The sequence below is a fragment of the Kitasatospora sp. NPDC098652 genome (assembly GCF_044760155.1).
Classification (GTDB): Bacteria; Actinomycetota; Actinomycetes; order Streptomycetales; family Streptomycetaceae; genus Kitasatospora.
Window position 1 is genome coordinate 599,461 of the sequence record NZ_JBIWAQ010000001.1, and the last position, 16,745, is coordinate 616,205.

General features: G+C 74.5%; 19 protein-coding genes. 9 read left to right on the forward strand and 10 right to left on the reverse strand.

The genetic code is table 11. The features are described 5' to 3' along the window. Window positions 1–13: 13 nt before the first annotated feature. Together ACIQWA_RS02645 and ACIQWA_RS02650 are read left to right on the forward strand one after the other, a co-directional pair. Window positions 14–1,273 (forward strand): phenylacetate--CoA ligase family protein, encoded by a 1,260-nt coding sequence (locus ACIQWA_RS02645; protein WP_402477179.1) that lies wholly within the window; start codon window positions 14–16, stop codon window positions 1,271–1,273. A gap of 193 nt (window positions 1,274–1,466) precedes the next feature. Beyond that, window positions 1,467–2,714, forward strand: coding sequence for an FAD-dependent monooxygenase (locus tag ACIQWA_RS02650; protein WP_402477181.1), 1,248 nt, complete (start codon window positions 1,467–1,469; stop codon window positions 2,712–2,714). Window positions 2,715–2,794: 80 nt separating this feature from the next. On the opposite strand, the gene ACIQWA_RS02655 is transcribed toward ACIQWA_RS02650, so the two are convergent. The 10 genes from ACIQWA_RS02655 to ACIQWA_RS02700 form a co-directional block, all read right to left on the reverse strand. Further along, a complete protein-coding gene (locus ACIQWA_RS02655) occupies window positions 2,795–3,517 on the reverse strand; it encodes a response regulator (protein WP_402477184.1) in 723 nt (240 codons plus the stop codon). Between the two features lie 183 nt (window positions 3,518–3,700). Continuing rightward, the gene (locus ACIQWA_RS02660; RefSeq protein WP_402477186.1) at window positions 3,701–4,234 is read right to left on the reverse strand and encodes a hypothetical protein; all 534 of its coding nucleotides are present in this window, start codon (window positions 4,232–4,234) and stop codon (window positions 3,701–3,703) included. Window positions 4,235–4,359: 125 nt separating this feature from the next. Beyond that, complete coding sequence (ctaD, locus tag ACIQWA_RS02665) at window positions 4,360–6,051, reverse strand: cytochrome c oxidase subunit I (RefSeq protein WP_402477864.1); 1,692 nt, start codon at window positions 6,049–6,051, stop codon at window positions 4,360–4,362. Window positions 6,052–6,317: 266 nt separating this feature from the next. Next, a complete protein-coding gene (locus ACIQWA_RS02670; RefSeq protein ID WP_402477189.1) occupies window positions 6,318–7,190 on the reverse strand; it encodes a virginiamycin B lyase in 873 nt (290 codons plus the stop codon). A gap of 77 nt (window positions 7,191–7,267) precedes the next feature. Beyond that, complete coding sequence (locus ACIQWA_RS02675; RefSeq protein WP_402477191.1) at window positions 7,268–8,350, reverse strand: AI-2E family transporter; 1,083 nt, start codon at window positions 8,348–8,350, stop codon at window positions 7,268–7,270. Between the two features lie 89 nt (window positions 8,351–8,439). After that, on the reverse strand, window positions 8,440–9,675 hold the full coding sequence (locus ACIQWA_RS02680) for a winged helix DNA-binding domain-containing protein (RefSeq protein WP_402477193.1): 1,236 nt from the start codon (window positions 9,673–9,675) through the stop codon (window positions 8,440–8,442). Between the two features lie 17 nt (window positions 9,676–9,692). Beyond that, window positions 9,693–10,433 (reverse strand): glycerophosphodiester phosphodiesterase, encoded by a 741-nt coding sequence (locus tag ACIQWA_RS02685; RefSeq protein ID WP_402477195.1) that lies wholly within the window; start codon window positions 10,431–10,433, stop codon window positions 9,693–9,695. Next, a complete protein-coding gene (locus ACIQWA_RS02690; protein ID WP_402477198.1) occupies window positions 10,430–10,867 on the reverse strand; it encodes a hypothetical protein in 438 nt (145 codons plus the stop codon). The genes ACIQWA_RS02685 and ACIQWA_RS02690 overlap by 4 nt, the downstream gene beginning before the upstream one ends. Window positions 10,868–10,945: 78 nt before the next feature. Continuing rightward, window positions 10,946–11,362, reverse strand: coding sequence for a molybdopterin-binding protein (locus ACIQWA_RS02695; protein WP_402477200.1), 417 nt, complete (start codon window positions 11,360–11,362; stop codon window positions 10,946–10,948). A gap of 130 nt (window positions 11,363–11,492) precedes the next feature. Continuing rightward, window positions 11,493–12,677, reverse strand: a complete 1,185-nt coding sequence (locus tag ACIQWA_RS02700) for an ROK family transcriptional regulator (protein WP_402477203.1) — start codon at window positions 12,675–12,677, stop codon at window positions 11,493–11,495. An 82-nt stretch (window positions 12,678–12,759) separates the two neighbouring features. Between ACIQWA_RS02700 and ACIQWA_RS02705 the strand changes: the two genes are divergently transcribed. The 7 genes from ACIQWA_RS02705 (at window position 12,760) to ACIQWA_RS02735 (ending at window position 16,736) form a co-directional block, all read left to right on the forward strand. Then, window positions 12,760–13,992: an MFS transporter gene (locus tag ACIQWA_RS02705; protein WP_402477205.1), complete on the forward strand. Its 1,233-nt coding sequence runs from the start codon at window positions 12,760–12,762 to the stop codon at window positions 13,990–13,992. A 153-nt stretch (window positions 13,993–14,145) separates the two neighbouring features. Beyond that, window positions 14,146–14,697 (forward strand): HEAT repeat domain-containing protein, encoded by a 552-nt coding sequence (locus ACIQWA_RS02710; RefSeq protein ID WP_402477207.1) that lies wholly within the window; start codon window positions 14,146–14,148, stop codon window positions 14,695–14,697. 9 nt (window positions 14,698–14,706) lie between these two features. Beyond that, window positions 14,707–15,456, forward strand: a complete 750-nt coding sequence (locus ACIQWA_RS02715; RefSeq protein ID WP_402477208.1) for a TVP38/TMEM64 family protein — start codon at window positions 14,707–14,709, stop codon at window positions 15,454–15,456. Window positions 15,457–15,496: 40 nt separating this feature from the next. Further along, window positions 15,497–15,634, forward strand: coding sequence for a hypothetical protein (locus ACIQWA_RS02720; protein WP_402477211.1), 138 nt, complete (start codon window positions 15,497–15,499; stop codon window positions 15,632–15,634). Between the two features lie 159 nt (window positions 15,635–15,793). After that, window positions 15,794–15,961 carry a hypothetical protein gene (locus ACIQWA_RS02725; RefSeq protein ID WP_402477214.1) on the forward strand — a complete coding sequence of 56 codons (168 nt, stop codon included), beginning with the start codon at window positions 15,794–15,796 and terminating at the stop codon, window positions 15,959–15,961. Between the two features lie 74 nt (window positions 15,962–16,035). After that, a complete protein-coding gene (locus ACIQWA_RS02730; RefSeq protein ID WP_402477216.1) occupies window positions 16,036–16,494 on the forward strand; it encodes a hypothetical protein in 459 nt (152 codons plus the stop codon). After that, window positions 16,491–16,736: a hypothetical protein gene (locus tag ACIQWA_RS02735; RefSeq protein WP_402477219.1), complete on the forward strand. Its 246-nt coding sequence runs from the start codon at window positions 16,491–16,493 to the stop codon at window positions 16,734–16,736. The genes ACIQWA_RS02730 and ACIQWA_RS02735 overlap by 4 nt, the downstream gene beginning before the upstream one ends. Window positions 16,737–16,745 lie beyond the last annotated feature (9 nt).

Genomic DNA, 16,745 nt, shown 5'->3' on the forward strand with positions numbered 1-16,745 from the left:
ACGGAGTCCCGCCATGCCCGCCAAGCCCCTGGCCGAGCTGATCCGCTTCGCCCGCGCCAACTCGCCCTTCTACGCCGAGCTCTACCGCGAGCTGCCCGAGGCGGCCGACCGGCTCGACCAGCTCCCGGTGATCGACCAGACCGCCTTCTGGGCCGCCAACACCTGGCCCGACAACCGCGTGCTGACCGGCCCGCTCACCGACGCCGGGGTCTACAAGACCGGCGGCACCACCGGCGTCCCCAAGTTCTCGCCCTGGACCCGCACCGAGCACGCCGACTCGGTCACCGCCTTCGGCGCCGGCCTGGTCCGGGCCGGTCTGCGGCCCGGCCACCGGGTGGCCAACCTGTTCACCGCCGGCGAGCTCTACGGCGGCTTCCTCTACATCGAGAACGCCCTGCACCACGCGCCGGTCGACAACGTGCGCCTCGGCGTCGGCGGCGCCGCCCCGGACGGCTACATCGCCGACCTGGTCACCGGCTTCGGCGTGCACGTCCTGGCCGGCGAGCCGATGAAGCTCAGCGCCGTGGCCGAGTGCCTGGTCGCCCGCGGCGAACGCGCCGACGGCGTCGAACTGCTGCTGTTCGGCGGGGACCTGCTCTTCGCCGACCTGCGCCCGCTGCTCGCCCGGGCCTTCCCCAACGCGGCCGTCGCCTCGGTCGGTTACGCCTCCAACGACGCCGGGCTGGTCGGCGCGCCCGTCCCCGGCGACGACGTCCGGGTGCACGAGGCCTTCGCCGACCGCACGGTGGTCGAGCTGCTCGACGAGGTCACCGGCGAGCCCGTCACCACCCCCGGCACGCCCGGCCGCGTCGTGGTCACCAACCTGTTCCGCACCCTGATGCCGATCCTGCGCTACCCCACCGGCGACCGCGCCGCCTGGGTCGACGGCGAGTGCCGCCGCTTCCGCCTGCTCGGCCGCACCACCGAGGGCGCCCGGGTGGGCACCGTCACCCTGCCCACCGAGGAGATCCGCAGCGTGCTGGTCGCCGCCGACCCGGACCGGCACATCGCCGGGATGCAGCTGGTGCAGCGCCGTTGGGACGGCCGCGACGGGGTCATCCTGCGGCTCGGCCACATCGGCCAGCCGCCGCCCGCCGACCTCGCCGACCGGCTGGTCGACGCCGTGCACCGGGCCCTGCCGCTCTACCCCTCCGAGGTCGCCCTCGGCAGCATCCACCCCCTCACGGTGGAGTGGGTGCCGCGCTCGGAGCTGGTGACCAACCCGCGGACCGGCAAGCTCCAGCAGGTCCTGGACGAGCGGCCGCAGAAGTAGCGGGAGCAGCGGGAGCAGTGGGGGCAGTGGGGGCAGGGCGACGCGCCGTCAGCACCCTGTCGGCGGCCCACCGGTGCCCTGCCGGTGGGCCGCCGGTGCCCTGCCGGTGCTGTCAGCGGTCTGTCCGTGTCCTGAGGGTGGCGCCGCGCAGTCTGGTCGTCGACAGCAGCACCGAACCCACCGGAGGCCCACCGTGACGACGACCGCGACGACCACCCCCCTTCCGCACACCACCCCGGCGCACCCCGACGCAACCGAACCCCGCGCCTCGGTCCTGGTCTCCGGCGCCGGCATCGCCGGCACAGCACTCGCCTACTGGCTCCAGCGCTACGGCTTCCGCGTCACCGTCGTGGAGCGCGCCCCCGCCCTGCGCGGCGGCGGTCAGGCCGTGGACATCCGCGGCAACGCCCTGGAGGTCGTCGACCGGATGGGCCTGCTCGCGGAGGTCCGGGCCCGCCGGACCGGCCTGCGCGGCATGTCCCTGGTCGACGGGGACGGCCGCGAGCTGCGCCGCACCACCGAGTGGACGGTCACCGGCGGCCCGGTCGGCGGCCCCGACGTGGAGATCCTGCGCGACGAACTGGCGGAGCTGATCGCCGGAGCCACCGGGCCGGGCGTCGAGTACCGCTTCGACGACACCATCGACACCCTGGTCCAGCGCGGTGAGGGCGTCCAGGTCCGCTTCCGCGACGGCGAGGAGCGCTCCTTCGACCTGGTCGTCGGCGCCGACGGCCTGCACTCCAACACCCGCCGCCTGGTCTTCGGCCCGGAGCGCGACTACCTGCACCCCGTCGGCTGCTACGTGGCCGGCTGGAGCGTCCCCAACCACCTCGGCCTCGACCGCTGGGAGGTCGTCCACCAGGCCGAGGACGGCTGGGGCTGCCTGGTGATGACCGTCCGCGACAACACCGAACTGCGGGTCTTCGTCGACTTCGCCACCGACGAACCGCTCGACCGGATGCTGCCGCGCGACCGCGCCGAGCAGCGCAGGCTGATCGCCGAGCGCGCCGCCCACCTGCGCTGGGAGGTGCCGCGCTTCCTGGCCGGGATGTGGGAGACCGAGGCCTTCCACTACGACGTCGTGGCCCAGATCCGGATGGACCGCTGGTCCCAGGACCGGGTCGCGCTGCTCGGCGACGCCGGGTACTGCTGCTCCCCGTTCACCGGCCAGGGCACCAGCGTGGCGCTGACCGCCGCCTACGTCCTGGCCGGGGAACTGCACGCCGCCGACGGCGACCACCGCACCGCCTTCCCCGCCTACGAGCAGCGGCTGCGCGGCCACGTGGCGGCCAACCAGGCCATCCTCGACCTGACCCGCGACCACTACGGGGACGACGCCGCAGCCGACGCCGACGGTGTGACCGGCTTCGACCGGCCCGGCCCCGAGCTGGACGCGGTCTTCCGGGCCGCCACCGCCTTCGACCTGCCTGACTACGCCTGAGCTCCCGGGCGCCCGGACCAGCACGCCGCCGGGCGCCGGCCGGCAGGCCACCCGAAGGTCCCCCGAAGGTCCCCGGAAGGTCACCGGAGAGACGGCCGCAAGGGCGTCGGCGACGACCGGGCGGCGGCCGACTGCCGCAGCTCGGTGGCGATCAGCGCCGCCTGCACCCGCCGCTCCACCCCGAGCTTGGCCAGCAGCCGGGACACGTGGTTCTTCACCGTCTTCTCCGCGAGGTAGAGCCGCTCGCCGATCTGCCGGTTGGTCAGGCCCTCGCCGATCAGCGCCAGCACCTCCTGCTCGCGCGCCGTCAGCCCCGGCCCGGCGGTCACCGGCCGGGCGGGCGCGGCGTCGCTGCGCAGCCGGTTCAGCAGCCGGGTCGCCGCGCCGGGGTCGAGCATCGACCGCCCGGAGGCCACGGTACGGACGGCGGCGACCAGGTCGGTACCGCTGATCTGCTTCAACACGTACCCGGCGGCGCCCGCCATCACGGCGTCCAGCAGCGCCTCCTCGTCGTCGAAGGAGGTCAGCATCAGACAGGCCAGGTCGGGCATCCGGGACCGCAGTTCACGGCAGACGGAGACCCCGTCGCCGTCCCCCAGCCGGACGTCCAGCACCGCCACGTCGGGCCGCAGCGCCGGCACCCGCACCAGGGCCTGCTCGGCCGTCGCGGCCTCCCCGACCACCTCCAGGTCCGGCTCGCCGTCCAGCAGGTCGTGCACCCCGCGGCGCACCACCTCGTGGTCGTCCAGCAGGAACACCCGGACCGGCGCCGAAGCCCCGACGCCCTCCGCCTCGGTCGCCATCACGTGGTTCCACCTTCGTCACCCCCGCACACTCCCGGCGGGGTCCACCGCATCATCCCCCGCCACCCCCCGACGGCCCAGGGCCCAAGGACCCCATTCGCCCGCCGTCCCGGTCGCCGCCCCGGCCTCGTCGCGGCCCCGGGCCTCGACCCCGACGTGAACGAGCAGCCGGCGGGCGGGCGTTCAGCGCTCCCGGCGCCGGACGTTCTCCAGGCCCGCCAGCAGGAAGGCCAGCGCCACGCCCGCCCCGCCGACCGCCGCCAGGGCCGCCTTCGCCGCCGAGCCGCCGCCGTCGGTGAGCAGGATCGCCACCGCGCCCAGCACGGCCACGGCGGCGCCCACCAGCAGCCAGCCCGCCAGGGCGACGGCCGCCGTCCGCCCGCTCCGCGGCGCCGACCCGCAGTCGAGCGCGGCCCAGCGGGCCGCGGTCTCCCGCCGCTCCCCGCGCCGGTCCCACCGCGCCCGCACCCGTAGGGCCGTGCCGCCGACCAGCCCCGCGAGGGCCACCTGCGCGGCGGGGCGCCAGTCCGGCCAGGCGAGCAGCAGCCCGCCGGCCAGCGCGAGCGCGGCCCACCAGAGCACGCAGGCCGCCGCCGCGGTCCGGGTGGAGCGGGGCCGGTCGGCCCCGGCCTGGAGGTCGGCGATGGCGGGCAGGTACCAGACGCAGCCGCTCGCGGTGAGCGCGGCGGTGCCGATGGCGAGGACGGTGTGGGTCATGGGCCGGCCTTCCGGATGTCGCACGGGGGTAACGGGTCTGACGGGACTGACGTGGAGCGGGGTGCCGTCCCCGCCCGCCCGGGGGCAGCGGCGCGGGCGGGAACGGCGTTCGAGGAGGCGGGGCCTCAGCCGTCGACGGACGAGGCCCGGGCCCGTTCCGCCCGGCTCAGCGGGCGGTCGTACTTCACCGGCTCCACGTCGCCCAGGTACGACGCCGGCTTCCCGGTGTGCACCAGCACGTCCCGGGCCGCGATGTCCGGGTGGTGGAGGTCGAAGGCCGGGGATTCGGAGCGGATCCGGGGCAGCTTGACGAAGTTGTGCCGGGGCGGCGGGCAGGAGGTGGCCCACTCCAGCGAGCGGCCCCAGCCCCAGGGGTCGTCCGAGCTGACCTTCTCGCCGTACTTGGCGGTCTTCCAGACGTTGTAGAGGAACGGCAGGATCGACAGCCCGAGCAGGAACGACCCGATGGTCGACACGGTGTTCAGAGTGGTGAACCCGTCCGAGGCCAGGTAGTCGGCGTAGCGGCGCGGCATGCCCTGGGCGCCGAGCCAGTGCTGCACCAGGAACGTCGCGTGGAAGCCGACCGTGAGCGTCCAGAAGGTGATCCGGCCGAGCCGCTCGTCGAGCTTCCGGCCCGTCATCTTGGGCCACCAGAAGTGGAAGCCGGCGAACATCGCGTACACCACCGTGCCGAACAGCGTGTAGTGGAAGTGGGCGACGACGAAGTACGAGTCGGAGACGTGGAAGTCGATCGGCGGCGCGGCGAGCAGCACGCCCGTCAGCCCGCCGAACAGGAAGGTGACCAGGAAGCCGACCGTCCAGAGCATTGGCGTCTCGAAGCTCAGCGAGCCCTTCCACATGGTGCCGACCCAGTTGAAGAACTTGACGCCGGTCGGCACCGCGATCAGGAAGGTCATGAAGGAGAAGAAGGGCAAGAGCACCTGCCCGGTCACGTACATGTGGTGCGCCCACACCGTCACCGAGAGCCCGGCGATGGCCACCGTGGCGGCGATCAGGCCCGCGTAGCCGAACATCGGCTTGCGGCTGAACACCGGGATGACCTCGGAGACGATCCCGAAGAAGGGCAGCGCCAGGATGTACACCTCGGGATGTCCGAAGAACCAGAACAGGTGCTGCCAGAGCATCGCCCCGCCGTTGGCCGGGTCGAAGACGTGCGAGCCGAACTTGCGGTCGCACTCCAGCGCGAGCAGTGCGGCGGCCAGCACCGGGAAGACCAGCAGCACCAGCACCGAGGTGAGCAGCACGTTCCAGCAGAAGATGGACATCCGGAACATGGTCAGGCCGGGCGCGCGCATGCAGATGATCGTGGTGATGAAGTTGACCGCGCCGAAGATGCTGCCGAAGCCGGACAGCGTCACGCCCATGATCCACATGTCGGAGCCGACGCCCGGCGAGTGGACGGCGTCGGAGAGCGGCGCGTAGAGGAACCAGCCGAAGTCCGCGGCTCCCTGCGGGGTGGCGAAGCCCGCGGCGGCGATCAGCGAGCCGAACACGAACAGCCAGTAGGAGAGCATGTTCAGGCGTGGGAACGCCACGTCGGGGGCGCCGAGTTGCAGCGGCATGATCCAGTTCGCGAAGCCGGTGAACAGCGGCATCGCGAACAGCAGCAGCATCACCGAGCCGTGCATGGTGAAGGCCTGGTTGAACTGCTCGTTGGAGAGGATCTGCGTTCCGGGCCGGGCGAGTTCGGCGCGCATGACCAGCGCGAGGATGCCGCCGATCAGGAAGAACGCGAACGAGGACACCAGGTACATGGTGCCGATCGTCTTGTGGTCGGTGGTGGTCAGCAGCCTGATCACGGCCGAGCCGGGTCGGCGGGGCCGAACCTGCCCTGCCGACACGGGCGTTGGCGGTGGGGACGGGTCGCCCGGTGCCTGGGTGGCGCTCAAGGACGCGCTCCTTCGGAACGTCGTGCGAATGGATGGCGATCCATGATCCGAACGCACGACCCGTGCACCCCAGGGCCGTTGGGCCCATCCGCCCGGGGCCGCTGGGCCCGAGTTCCCGGCCGGGACCGGGACCTCCCGACCCGGGCCCCGGCCAGGTTCAGCCCGTCAGCCCGTCAGCCCGTCAGCCGGGCGAGCTGCCCGCGCTCCAGCGCCGTGTACACCGCGCCGTCCGGGCCGACGGTGATCCCGTGCGGCTCCGCGCGCCAGCCGGGGATCGGGTACCCGTCGAGCCGCCCGTCGGGGGTGAGCACGCCGATCCGGCCGGCGGCCCACTCGGTGAACCAGAGCCGCCCGTCCGGGCCGGCGGTGATCGCGTGCGGCCTGGCGTCCCGGTCGGCCAGCGGGTACTCCGTCACCTCCCCGTCCACGGTGATCCGCCCGACCAGCCCGCCGCCGATCCCGACGTACCAGAGCGCGCCGTCCGGGCCGGCGGTGATCCCGACCGGCGCGGTGCCGGCGGTGGGCAGCGGGTGGACGGTCACCGCGCCGTCGGTGCTCACCCGGGCGATCGCGTCGGCCTGGTTGAGCGCGCACCACAGCGCGCCGTCCGGCCCGGCGGTGATGTGCGCCGGGAACGCCCCCTCCACGGGCAGCGGGTACTCCGTCACCTCGCCGTCCACGGTGATCCGTCCGACCACGTCGGCGTTGACCTCGGTGAACCAGAGCGCCCCGTCCGGCCCGGTGACGATCCCACCCGGCCCGGCGTCCGTCCTCGACAGCGCGAAGGAGGAGACCTCGCCGTCCACCGTGATCCGTCCGATCCGGCCGACGTTCATCTCGGCGTACCAGAGCGCGCCGTCCGGCCCGGCAGTGATCACCGAAGGCCCGCACCGGGGCGCGCCGAGCCCGAACCGCCGCACCGAGCCGTCCGGTGCCAGCCGCCCGATCTCCCCGGCGTGGACGAGCGTGAACCACACGCCGCCGTCGGGCCCCACCGTGATCCCGTACGGCCCGTCCCCCGCCTCGGCCACGTCGATCAGTTCCACCCGTACCCCTCTCAAACTATCGCGACTGGCGTCGCGTTAGTGATGATCGCACGCCCGCCCGCCCCGGGCAACCGACTTCACTCGGCGTCGGTGCCCAGCCCCCGCAGCACCGAGATCACGCCCATCCCGGCCGCGCAGACCGGCACCGCCAGCAGGGCGCCGATGATGCCCGCGATGCCGGAGCCGGCCACCACGGCGACCATGATGGTCGCCGGGTGCAGCTCGACCGTCCGGCTCTGGATGACCGGCTGCAGGATGTTGCCCTCGATCAGCTGGACCGTCAGCACCACCCCGAGCGCCCACAGCGCCGTGCCCAGGCCGCCGTCGGCGAGGGCCACCAGCACCGCGACGGTGCCGGACAGGAAGGCGCCCACGAAGGGGATGTACGCCCCCATGAAGACCAGCGCGCCCAGGCCCGGGGCGCCGGGGACGCCCAGGGCGAGCAGGCCGACGGTGATGAAGACCGCGTCGATCAGGGCGATCAGGGTGGTCCCGCGCATGAAGCCGGCCATCGCCTCGAAGGCCCGCACGGCGCAGGCCACCACCGTCTCGGCGCCGCGCCCGGGCAGGTGGGCGCGGATGCTGTCGCCGGTGCGGTGGCCGTCCCGCAGGAAGAAGAACACCAGGGCCAGGGCCAGCACCGCGCCGGTGATCAACTGGGTGAGCAGGCCGAGGCCGGACAGCACGCCGTTGGTCAGCGTCGAGACCAGCGAGTTGGTCTCGCCCTTGGCGTTGGCCAGCGCGTGCTCGACCTTCGCCCCGAACGGCCCCAGCCACTCGGCCAGCCGCCGGCCGGCCGCCGGGAGCGAGCCGGCGATCTGCGGGGCGCTGTGCACCAGGGAGTTGACCAGCAGGACGATCACCCCGGCCACCGCCGCGACCAGCAGCGCGCAGGTCAGCCCGGCCGCCAAGCTCCGACCGACGCCCCGCCGGACCATCCAGGGCACCACCGGGTACAGCAGCGAGGCCCCCAGCAGCGCCAGGACGAACGGCACGGTCGCGGCCCGCAGCTCGACCAGCGCGAACACCACCAGCGAGCCCACGGTGATCAGCAGGATCACCGCCACCGACCAGGCGGCCGCCTGCCGCACGGCGGGCGGCAGCATCAGGTACGGCCTGCGGTGGTCCGGCCGGCCACCGGACGGGCGCTCCACGGACACGGCCACCTCCGCCGGGATCGTCATCGGGTCCGGCGGCGACGAGTCCGGACCCGACCCAGCTCAGCAGAGAATCTGACGATCCGCCCGTTCTACGCCTCGCCGACCGCCTCGCCGACCGCCTCGATCCGCACCCGTCCGCCCGCGCCCGCGAAGGCCAGCACCCGCTCCGCCTCGGCCTCCGCCGCCGCGCGGTCCGCCCGCGCCAGCCGGACGAACGGCTCGACCACCACGCCCGCCTCCGGCCCCTCGTACCGCCACGTCCCGGCGACCAGCCCGTCCACCAGCAGGGTGCCGAGCACCAGGCCGTTGCGGGTCATCACCCGGTCCTTGTACCGCTCCGGCAGCACCCGGCTCCGGTCGGCGTGCGAGAGCAACAGGTTGTCGAAGGGCGCGACCAGCCGCACCGGCGCCGGGACGTCCGGGTCCGGGCGGGGCGCCCCCGGCAGGTCGTACAGCACCCGGTCCTGCTCGTCCCGGAAGGTGAGCAGCTGCGGCGCGAGTCGCCGCAGCACCGGGCCGAGGCCACCGAGGCCGGACCACTTCCGCAGGTCCGCCGCGCTCGCCGGGCCGAAGGCGGCCAGGTAGCGCAGCACCAGCCCGTCCAGCCCGTCCAACCGGTCCGGCCCGTCCGAGCCACCCGAGCCGCCCGGCGTGTCCGCCCGGTCCGGCGGCGCCGGGTCCAGCGGGCGGCCCAGCCAGGCCTCGGCGGTGGTGTGGGCGGCCGGGCCGCTGCGCCCCCACAGCCCGCGCGGCGGCACCTGGACCAGCGGCAGCAGGCAGCGGGCGGCCTGGGCCAGCGCGGCCGGGTCGCGGTCCGGGCGGGTGGCGGCCAGCAGCGTGCCGAGCTGCTGGAAGGTGCGCGGCTCCTGCTCGACCAGCGTGCGGGCCTCGACGGCGAGCTCGGTCGGGTCGAGTCCGGCGAGCCGTCGGCCGTAGGTGGTGCGCAGCGCCTGGTCGAGGACGGGCTGGAGCAGCGGGCGCAGGGTCAGGCAGTCCTGGGCGGTGACCAGGTGGATGGTGCCGCGCTGGAGCGCGATCCGGACCGCCGCCCGCTGTTCGAGCAGGGTGCTCAGCCCGTCCGGGGTGAAGCCGTCGAGCCGGGAGAGCAGCCCGAGGTAGGGCGGCTGCGGTACGGCCTGGGCCTGGAGTCCGACGAGGTGGTGGATGACCTCGGCGGGTGCCCGGTCGGTGCGGGCGAGCAGGTGCTGGCGGGCCAGCAGGGCGCGGCCCAGGGCCCGGGGGCCGAGCACCCGGGGGCGGGGCACCTGGGGGCCGGACGCCTGGGGACCGGGCTCCTGGGGGTCGGGCTCCTGGGGGTCGGGCACCTGGGGACCGCGCACCGTCACCGGCGGCCGTCCAGGACCGAGCGCAGCACGGAGATCCGGTTGGTGGTGATGGAGGCGGCCCCGGTGTCGCGCAGTCGGCGCATGGTGCGGCGCAGGTCGGCGGTCCAGGTGGAGACGGCGAGCCCCTCGTCGGCGGCGGCCCGGACGAAGTCGGGGGTGACCAGGCCGAACGGCGGGTTGAGGAAGCGCGGGCGCAGGTCGCGCAGGAGGTCGGGGGCGGGCAGCCGCGGCTGCTTCCAGGTGAGCGCGATCTCGGCATCGGGGCTGAGTGCGCGGACGGCGAGCATCGCGGTGGCGGGTCCGCAGAAGGCGACCAGGCCCTCGGCGCCCTGTCCGGTGACGACGGACCAGGTGGCGGCGGCGGGGCCGGGCTCGTCGAGGTCGATGAGCAGTCGGGGGCCGTCGGCCGCGGCGACGGCCTTGATCGCCTCGGCGAGGGTGGGGACAGCCAGGTCGCCCTGGCGCAGCTCGCCGAGTTGCTCGGTGGTGACCCGGCCGATCGACCGCGGGTCGCCCCAGAGGCGTTCCAGGGTGGTGTCGTGCAGCAGTACGGGCACCCGGTCGCGGGTGAGCTGGACGTCCACCTCGACGGCGTCGGCGCCGGCGGCGAGTGCGGCCTCCACCGAGGGCAGGGTGTTCTCGCGGTGGCGGTACGGGTCGCCGCGGTGGGCGACGGCGAGCACCGGGCGGCGGTCGGCGCGGGCGGGAACGGCGGCGGAGGCGGCGGGGATGCTCATCGGATCTTTCCAGAAAGCCAGGGGGTGAGGTCGTGGACGCCGAGGGCCTCGCGGTAGCCGGATTCCCCGGGGACGGTGACGATCAGTGTGCTGGACGGCGGGAAGGTGCGGACCTTGACGTGCACCAGGCCGGACCAGACCGAGTTCAGGAAGGCCGGGACGCTGTCGCGCGGGACGTCGAAGGCGATGCCCTCGACGGTGACGGCGGCCTCGTCGTGGGTGAACAGCCGGACGGCGGTGCGCGGGCTGCCGTCGAACTCCAGCAGGGCCTCGTGCGGGATGGCGCCCGGTTCGCCGTCCTGGCCGACCAGCCCGGCGAAGGTGCGGTCGCTGCCGATGTCGTGCTGGGCGCGGACGGTGCGGCCGTGCCGGGCGGCGACCGCCTCGATCGCCAGGACGGCGGCCTGGGTGGTCGGCAGGTTCGGGCGGTTCATCCGGGCCTTTCGTTCGAGGGTCCGAGGGTTCGAGAGTCCGAGGGTCCGAGGGTTCGAGGTCTCGTCGGCAGACCGCAGCTAGCGCCGTTCGATCATCACATTGGTCGACTTGATGACCGCCGTCGCGGGTGCTCCCGGGACGAGGTTCAGCTCCTCCGCCGAGTCCCGGCTGATCAGCGACACCACCCGGAACGGCCCGGCCTGCACCTCCACCTGGGCGGCCACGTCGCCGAGCCGCACCTCGGTGACGATCCCGGGGAAGCGGTTGCGCGCCGAGGAGGGGCGCCCCTCGGCCTCGGCGTTCTCCGGCTCGGCCAGCTCCCGGGCGAAGGCGGCGAGTTCGGCGCCGGGGATGATCCGGTGCCCGTGCTCGTCCCGCACCGCGGCGAGCCTCCCGGCATCCACCCAGCGCCGCATGGTGTCCGCGCTGACGCCGAGCAGCGCGGCCGCCTCGCCGATCCGGTACGGGTTGACCGGCACCTCGGACTGGCCCATGTACGACTCCTGACGGTGGTTCGAGCGGCGGGGTACGCGCCCCCGGTGGACTGTTACGCGCCCCCCGGTGGATTGTTACGCGCCCCCGGCGGCCATCCTGCCGTACCGGGGACGCGGACGGAAAACAGGGCTATGGCTCGCCGAAGAGGTCCCGCCGTACGGCGTCCCCGGCGGTGAGCACCGCCCCGGCGAGCACGGCACCGCCGCCCGCCGTGCCGGCCCGCACCTCGGTGCGCAGCGGGGAGAGCCCGGCGAGGCACCGCTCCACCCGGCCGGCCAGTTCGGCGCCGCCGGCCCGGCCGATCTCGCCGCCGAGCACCACGCAGCCGGGGTCCAGCACCACGCAGACGCTGGCCGCGCCGAGCGCGATCCGTTCGGCCAGCTCGTCCAGGAAGGCCGCACCCGCCGCCCCGCCGGCCAGGGCGGCGCGCACGACGGCCTCGGCGGCGGCCGCGTCGTCGGCCGGGTCGGCGGACAGCCCGTGGGCGCGGGCCAGCGCGCACAGGGCGGCGCTGCCGACCAGGCCGTGGAAGCCGCCCTCGCAGCTGTCGGCGCTGGGCAGTCCGGTGGCGCCGGGGACGGGCAGGAAGCAGATCTCGCCGGTGCCGCCGGAGAAGCCGCGGCGCAGCCGCCCGTCGAGGATGACGGCGGCGCCGACGCTGTGGCCGAGCCACATCAGCACGAAGGTGTCGCGGTCGCGGGCGGCGCCGACCCGGTACTCGGCCCGGCCGGCCAGGTTGACCTCGTTCTCCAGGATCACCTCGGTGTCGGGCAACTCCCGTAGCTCGGCGAGGAGTTCGGCGTGCCAGCGGGGGAGCTGGCCGGTGCTGTGCAGCCGGCCGGTGGCGGGGTCGACCAGGCCGGGGGCGCCGACGGCGACGGTGTGCAGCCGTTCGACGCCGGCGCCGCGCGCGGTCTCCCGCAGAGTGCGGACGATCGCCGCGGCCGTACCCGGGGGCGCGTCGCTGTCGACGGGGATCTCGGCGGTGCCGAGGGTGTGCCCGGCGAGGTCGGCGACGACCAGGCTGACGCCGCCCTCGCGGACGTCGAAGGCGGCGATGTGGGCGCGGGAGGTGACCAGTGCGTAGAGCCGCGCGTTGGGGCCGCGCCGCTGCTCGCCGCGTTCGCCGACGACGGCGACCAGGCCGGTGCGCTGGAGGCGGTCGAGCAGGTCGGCGACGGTCGGCCGGGAGAGGCCGGTGAGGTCGCGCAGCTCGGTCGCGGTCAGGGGGCCCTGTTCGAGCAGGAGGTTGAGCGCCAACCGGTCGTTGATCGCCCGGGCGGTGCTCGGCGTGGCCGTACGCGCGGTGGTCATGGCGGATCATCCTTCCAGAGTGTTTCTATCAGGGTCCCTTCCTGATAGTTTATCGACCACCAGGACCGGGAGGGAACGCAGCATGACCGTCACGACCCTCGAACCACTCGCCGAACCACGCCGCGCCCGCCGGAGCATCGCGCTGGTCTTCGGCGTGCACGGCGCCGTCGGCGGCACCTTCGTCACCCGCATCCCGTGGATCCAGGACCACCTGGACCTCTCCCCCGGGCAGCTCGGCCTCGCCCTGGTGATGCCCGCCGTCGGCTCCTCCCTCGCGATGCCGCTGGCCGGGCGCGTCGTCCACCGCTACGGCGGCCGGGCGGCGGTCCGCGGACTGCTCTCGCTCTGGTGCCTGGCCCTCACCCTGCCCGCGCTCGCCCCCTCGCTGCCCGTACTGTGCGCGGTGCTGCTGCTGTACGGCGCCACGGCCGGCACGGCGGACGTCGCGATGAACGCCCAGGGCGTGGAGATCGAACAGCGTCTCGGCCGGTCGATCATGTCCGGACTGCACGGGATGTGGAGCGCGGGCGGCCTGGTGGCCTCCAGCTTCGGCATCCTGGCCGCCCACCTCGCCCTGGACGCCCGGCTCCAGCTGGCCGTCACCGCCGTGGTGCTGCTCGCCCTCGCCCAGCCGGTCTGCCGCGGACTGCCCGACCTCCGCTCCCCCGCGGAGGCCGAGGCCCCGCCGCGCTTCGCCCTGCCGCCGCGCAGCTCGCTGGTGATCGGCCTGGTCGGCTTCTGCGCGGTGTTCGGCGAGGGCGCCTCGATGGACTGGAGCGGCGTCTACCTCAAGGACGTCACCGGCGCCTCGGCCACCGTGGCCGCCGCCTCGTACACCGCCTTCGCGTTCACCATGGCGGTCAGCCGGCTGGCCGGCGACGCGGTGGTCCGCCGCCTCGGCGCCGTCCGCACCAGCCGCCTGAGCGGGGCCGTCGCCACCCTCGGCGGCGTGCTGGTGGTGGCCGCCGACACCCCGGCGCTGGCCGTCCCGGGCTTCGCCCTGATCGGCATCGGCGTCGCGGTGATCGTCCCGCTCGCCTTCGCGGCCGCCGGCCGGATCGGCACCAACCCCAGCCAGGCCATCGCGGGCGTCGCCACCGTCACCTACACCTCCGGCCTGATCGCCCCCGCCGTCATCGGCGCCCTCGCCCAGGCCACCTCCCTGACCGTCTCCTTCGGCCTGGTCACCCTGCTCGCCTTCGCCCTCCTGCTGAGCGCCGGCGCCCTGCGCCGGGCCGAGCCGAATTCCGCCGGGGAGAACGTGACCGCGGGGTCGCCGGAGAATGCCTCCGGAAAGGACCTCTCCACGCTGTGACGGGGATTCCCCAGGGACTTCCCCGCTCATGCCGCCGACCTCCGACCTCCGACCGCCGGGCGCACTCCAGCGCCTGGCGGTCCGCCGTACCGGGGCGAAATCCCTTTGCCCGGGCGGGTCTTGCGGACCGACACTGGGGCCGTGCTCGGATTCGTGAGAACTGACAACGAAGCCCTGGTCGCCTGCCTGGGCGATCCACAGCGCGCCGTGGCCGCGTACCGGGAGCTGCTCCGGCGCGGGGCGGACGCGCTCGATGCCATTCGGGCCGGCCTGGCCGACGAGCGCGCGGCCGTCCGGGAGGGCTGCTGCCGGCTCCTGGACCATCTCGTCGACACCGACTCCATGGGCCGGCTGATCACCATGGCCGACGACCCGGACGCCGAGGTCAGGATCGCCGCGTTCCACGCCCTGGCCTGCGACCGCTGCAAGGACGACGCCTGCGCACCGGGCGCGGGCCTGGTCCTCGCACCCGCCCTCCGCCACCTCTCCGACGACCCCGACCCCCGGGTCCGGGCGCGGGCCGCCGAACTGGTCGGCAAGTTCGTCCACACCGACGCCCGCGCCGCCGAGGCCCTGACGGCGGCCCGCGCCGGGGACCCGAGCGCGGCCGTGCGGAAGAAGGCGGGCTGGTACGCCCCGGGCGGGGCGATCCACCGGCGGACCGCTCCGCGCACCCCGGGCCGGCCCGTGGCGGGGACCGGTTAGGCTCGGCGCGTGCCCGCAGCCTTGACCACGCCCGCCGACTCCGCCACGCCTCCCGACTCCGCCGCTCCCGCCGAACCGGTCGAGGCCACCGAGCGGCCCGCGGGCCGCTCGGCCTGGTGGCGGTTCGGCCTGCTGGTGGTCCTGCTGGGGGCGTGCGCCGGGTCGCTGCTGCTGTGGAGCCCGACGGCCCTGCTCTCCGGCGGCCTGGCAGACCGGCTGCCCGGCTACTGGTTCGCCCCGCTGTTCGCCCTGGTCTACGCCGTCGGCACCCTCGCCTTCGTCCCGCGCCCCGCGCTGAACGCCGTGGCCGGCCTGCTGCTGGGCATCCAGCAGGGCGTGCTGCTCGCCGTCCTCGGCACCACCCTGGGCGCGGCCCTGGCCTTCGGCCTCGGCCGGGGCCTGGGCCGGGAGGCCCTCAAGCCGTACCTGCGCGGCAAGGTGCTCGGCGCCCTCGACCAGCGCTTCACCGACCAGGGTTTCCGCAGCGTCCTGGTGCTGCGGCTGCTCCCCGGCCTGCCCTTCCAGGCCGGGAACTACGGCGCCGCCTTCTCCGGGGTCCGCTTCCTCCCCTTCCTCCTCGCCACCGCGATCGGCGTGGTGCCGACCACCGTCGTCTACGTGACCGCCGCCGCCAGCGCGGACCAGCCCGGCTCGGCGGCCTTCCTGGTCTCGGCCGGGGTGATCGCCCTGCTGGTGCTCGGCAGCCTGGTCGGCGCCTGGCGGGCGTACGCCGCCCGCCGTCGCGCGCGTACCGACTGACCCCTTTCTCCGGTAGGAGCGTCCGCCCGCAGGTCACCGGATGCGTGGGCTTCGCGGGCGGTTCGGCCCTGCGTTCGGCCGGCCCGGCCTGCTGACCACCAACAACCGGGACGCCCTCGCCGAGCTGCGCGACGGCCATGTCTGCGCGGCCGTCCTCCCGGTACTCCTCGGCGTCTGACGGCCCCGCGCATCGGGGCACTCCCCCTCCCCGACTGAACAGTCATCCACCTGGCCGGCTGTCGATGCACTCGAACTTCGACACTTCATCCAGTGCACCCCAGATTTACCCGCCAGTAGGTTCATTGGTCGGCACCTGTCCCACCCTGGAAGGAACACCGTGGGAATCCTCCGCAAGCTCACCTCTGTCACCACCCTTGGCGCGGTCAACTTCCGCAGCAGCAAGGAGAAGACGGCCCGCAATACCAAGAAGGCGGCCAAGGAGGCGAAGGTGCAGACCAAGCTCCTCCAGGAGCAGAACCGCCTCCTGCGCGAGCAGCAGCAGTAGTACCAGGTCGTACCGGGCCCCGCTTCCGCCGATCGGGAGCGGGGCCACCTCATGCCCTCCCCAGAAAGATCACGATGGCTCTCGACCAGACCCCGGCCGGCGACCCGAACGCCAAGGCCAGGAACATCCGCAACGCCAAGAAGGGCTGCGGCGGCTGCCTCGCCGTCTTCGTCGGCCTGATGGTGCTCGCCGCCGCGTGCGGGGGCAGGAGCACCACCTCGACTTCGGCCGCCGGCAGCAACCCGCCTCCGGCCACGCCTGCGCCGACCGCTGCCACGGAGGCCCCGAGCAACACACCGACCCCGCAGTCCACCTATACGCCGCCCGCCCCGGCACCTGCCCACACCACCCAGGCCCCGCCGGCTGGGGCCACGCACCCGGCGAGCAGCTGCTACCCGCAGACCAACGGCCGCAAGTGCTACCAGCCCGGCGAGTACTGCCGAAGCTCCGACCACGGCGCGAGCGGCATCGACGGCGAAGGTGCCGCCATCCGCTGCGAGGACAACAACGGCTGGCGCTGGGAGCGGGTGTGACGGCCGATCAGCGCACTCTCGCCTCGAAGCTGTTCGCCGGGCAGGCCGCCGGCCACTCCAAGAAGGCATGGTGGGCATCGGTACTGATCCCCGCCGCCTTCCCGGTGTGGCTGTTCACCACCGACCCGGCGGCCAACCAGCCCACCCCTGGACCCGACCCGGTCAGATCGGCCGCCGTCCAGGCGTGCCACGATCTCGAAGCCCAGGGAATCCCCGTCCAAGGCGGTTGCCCCGTCGGCTGACCCACACCG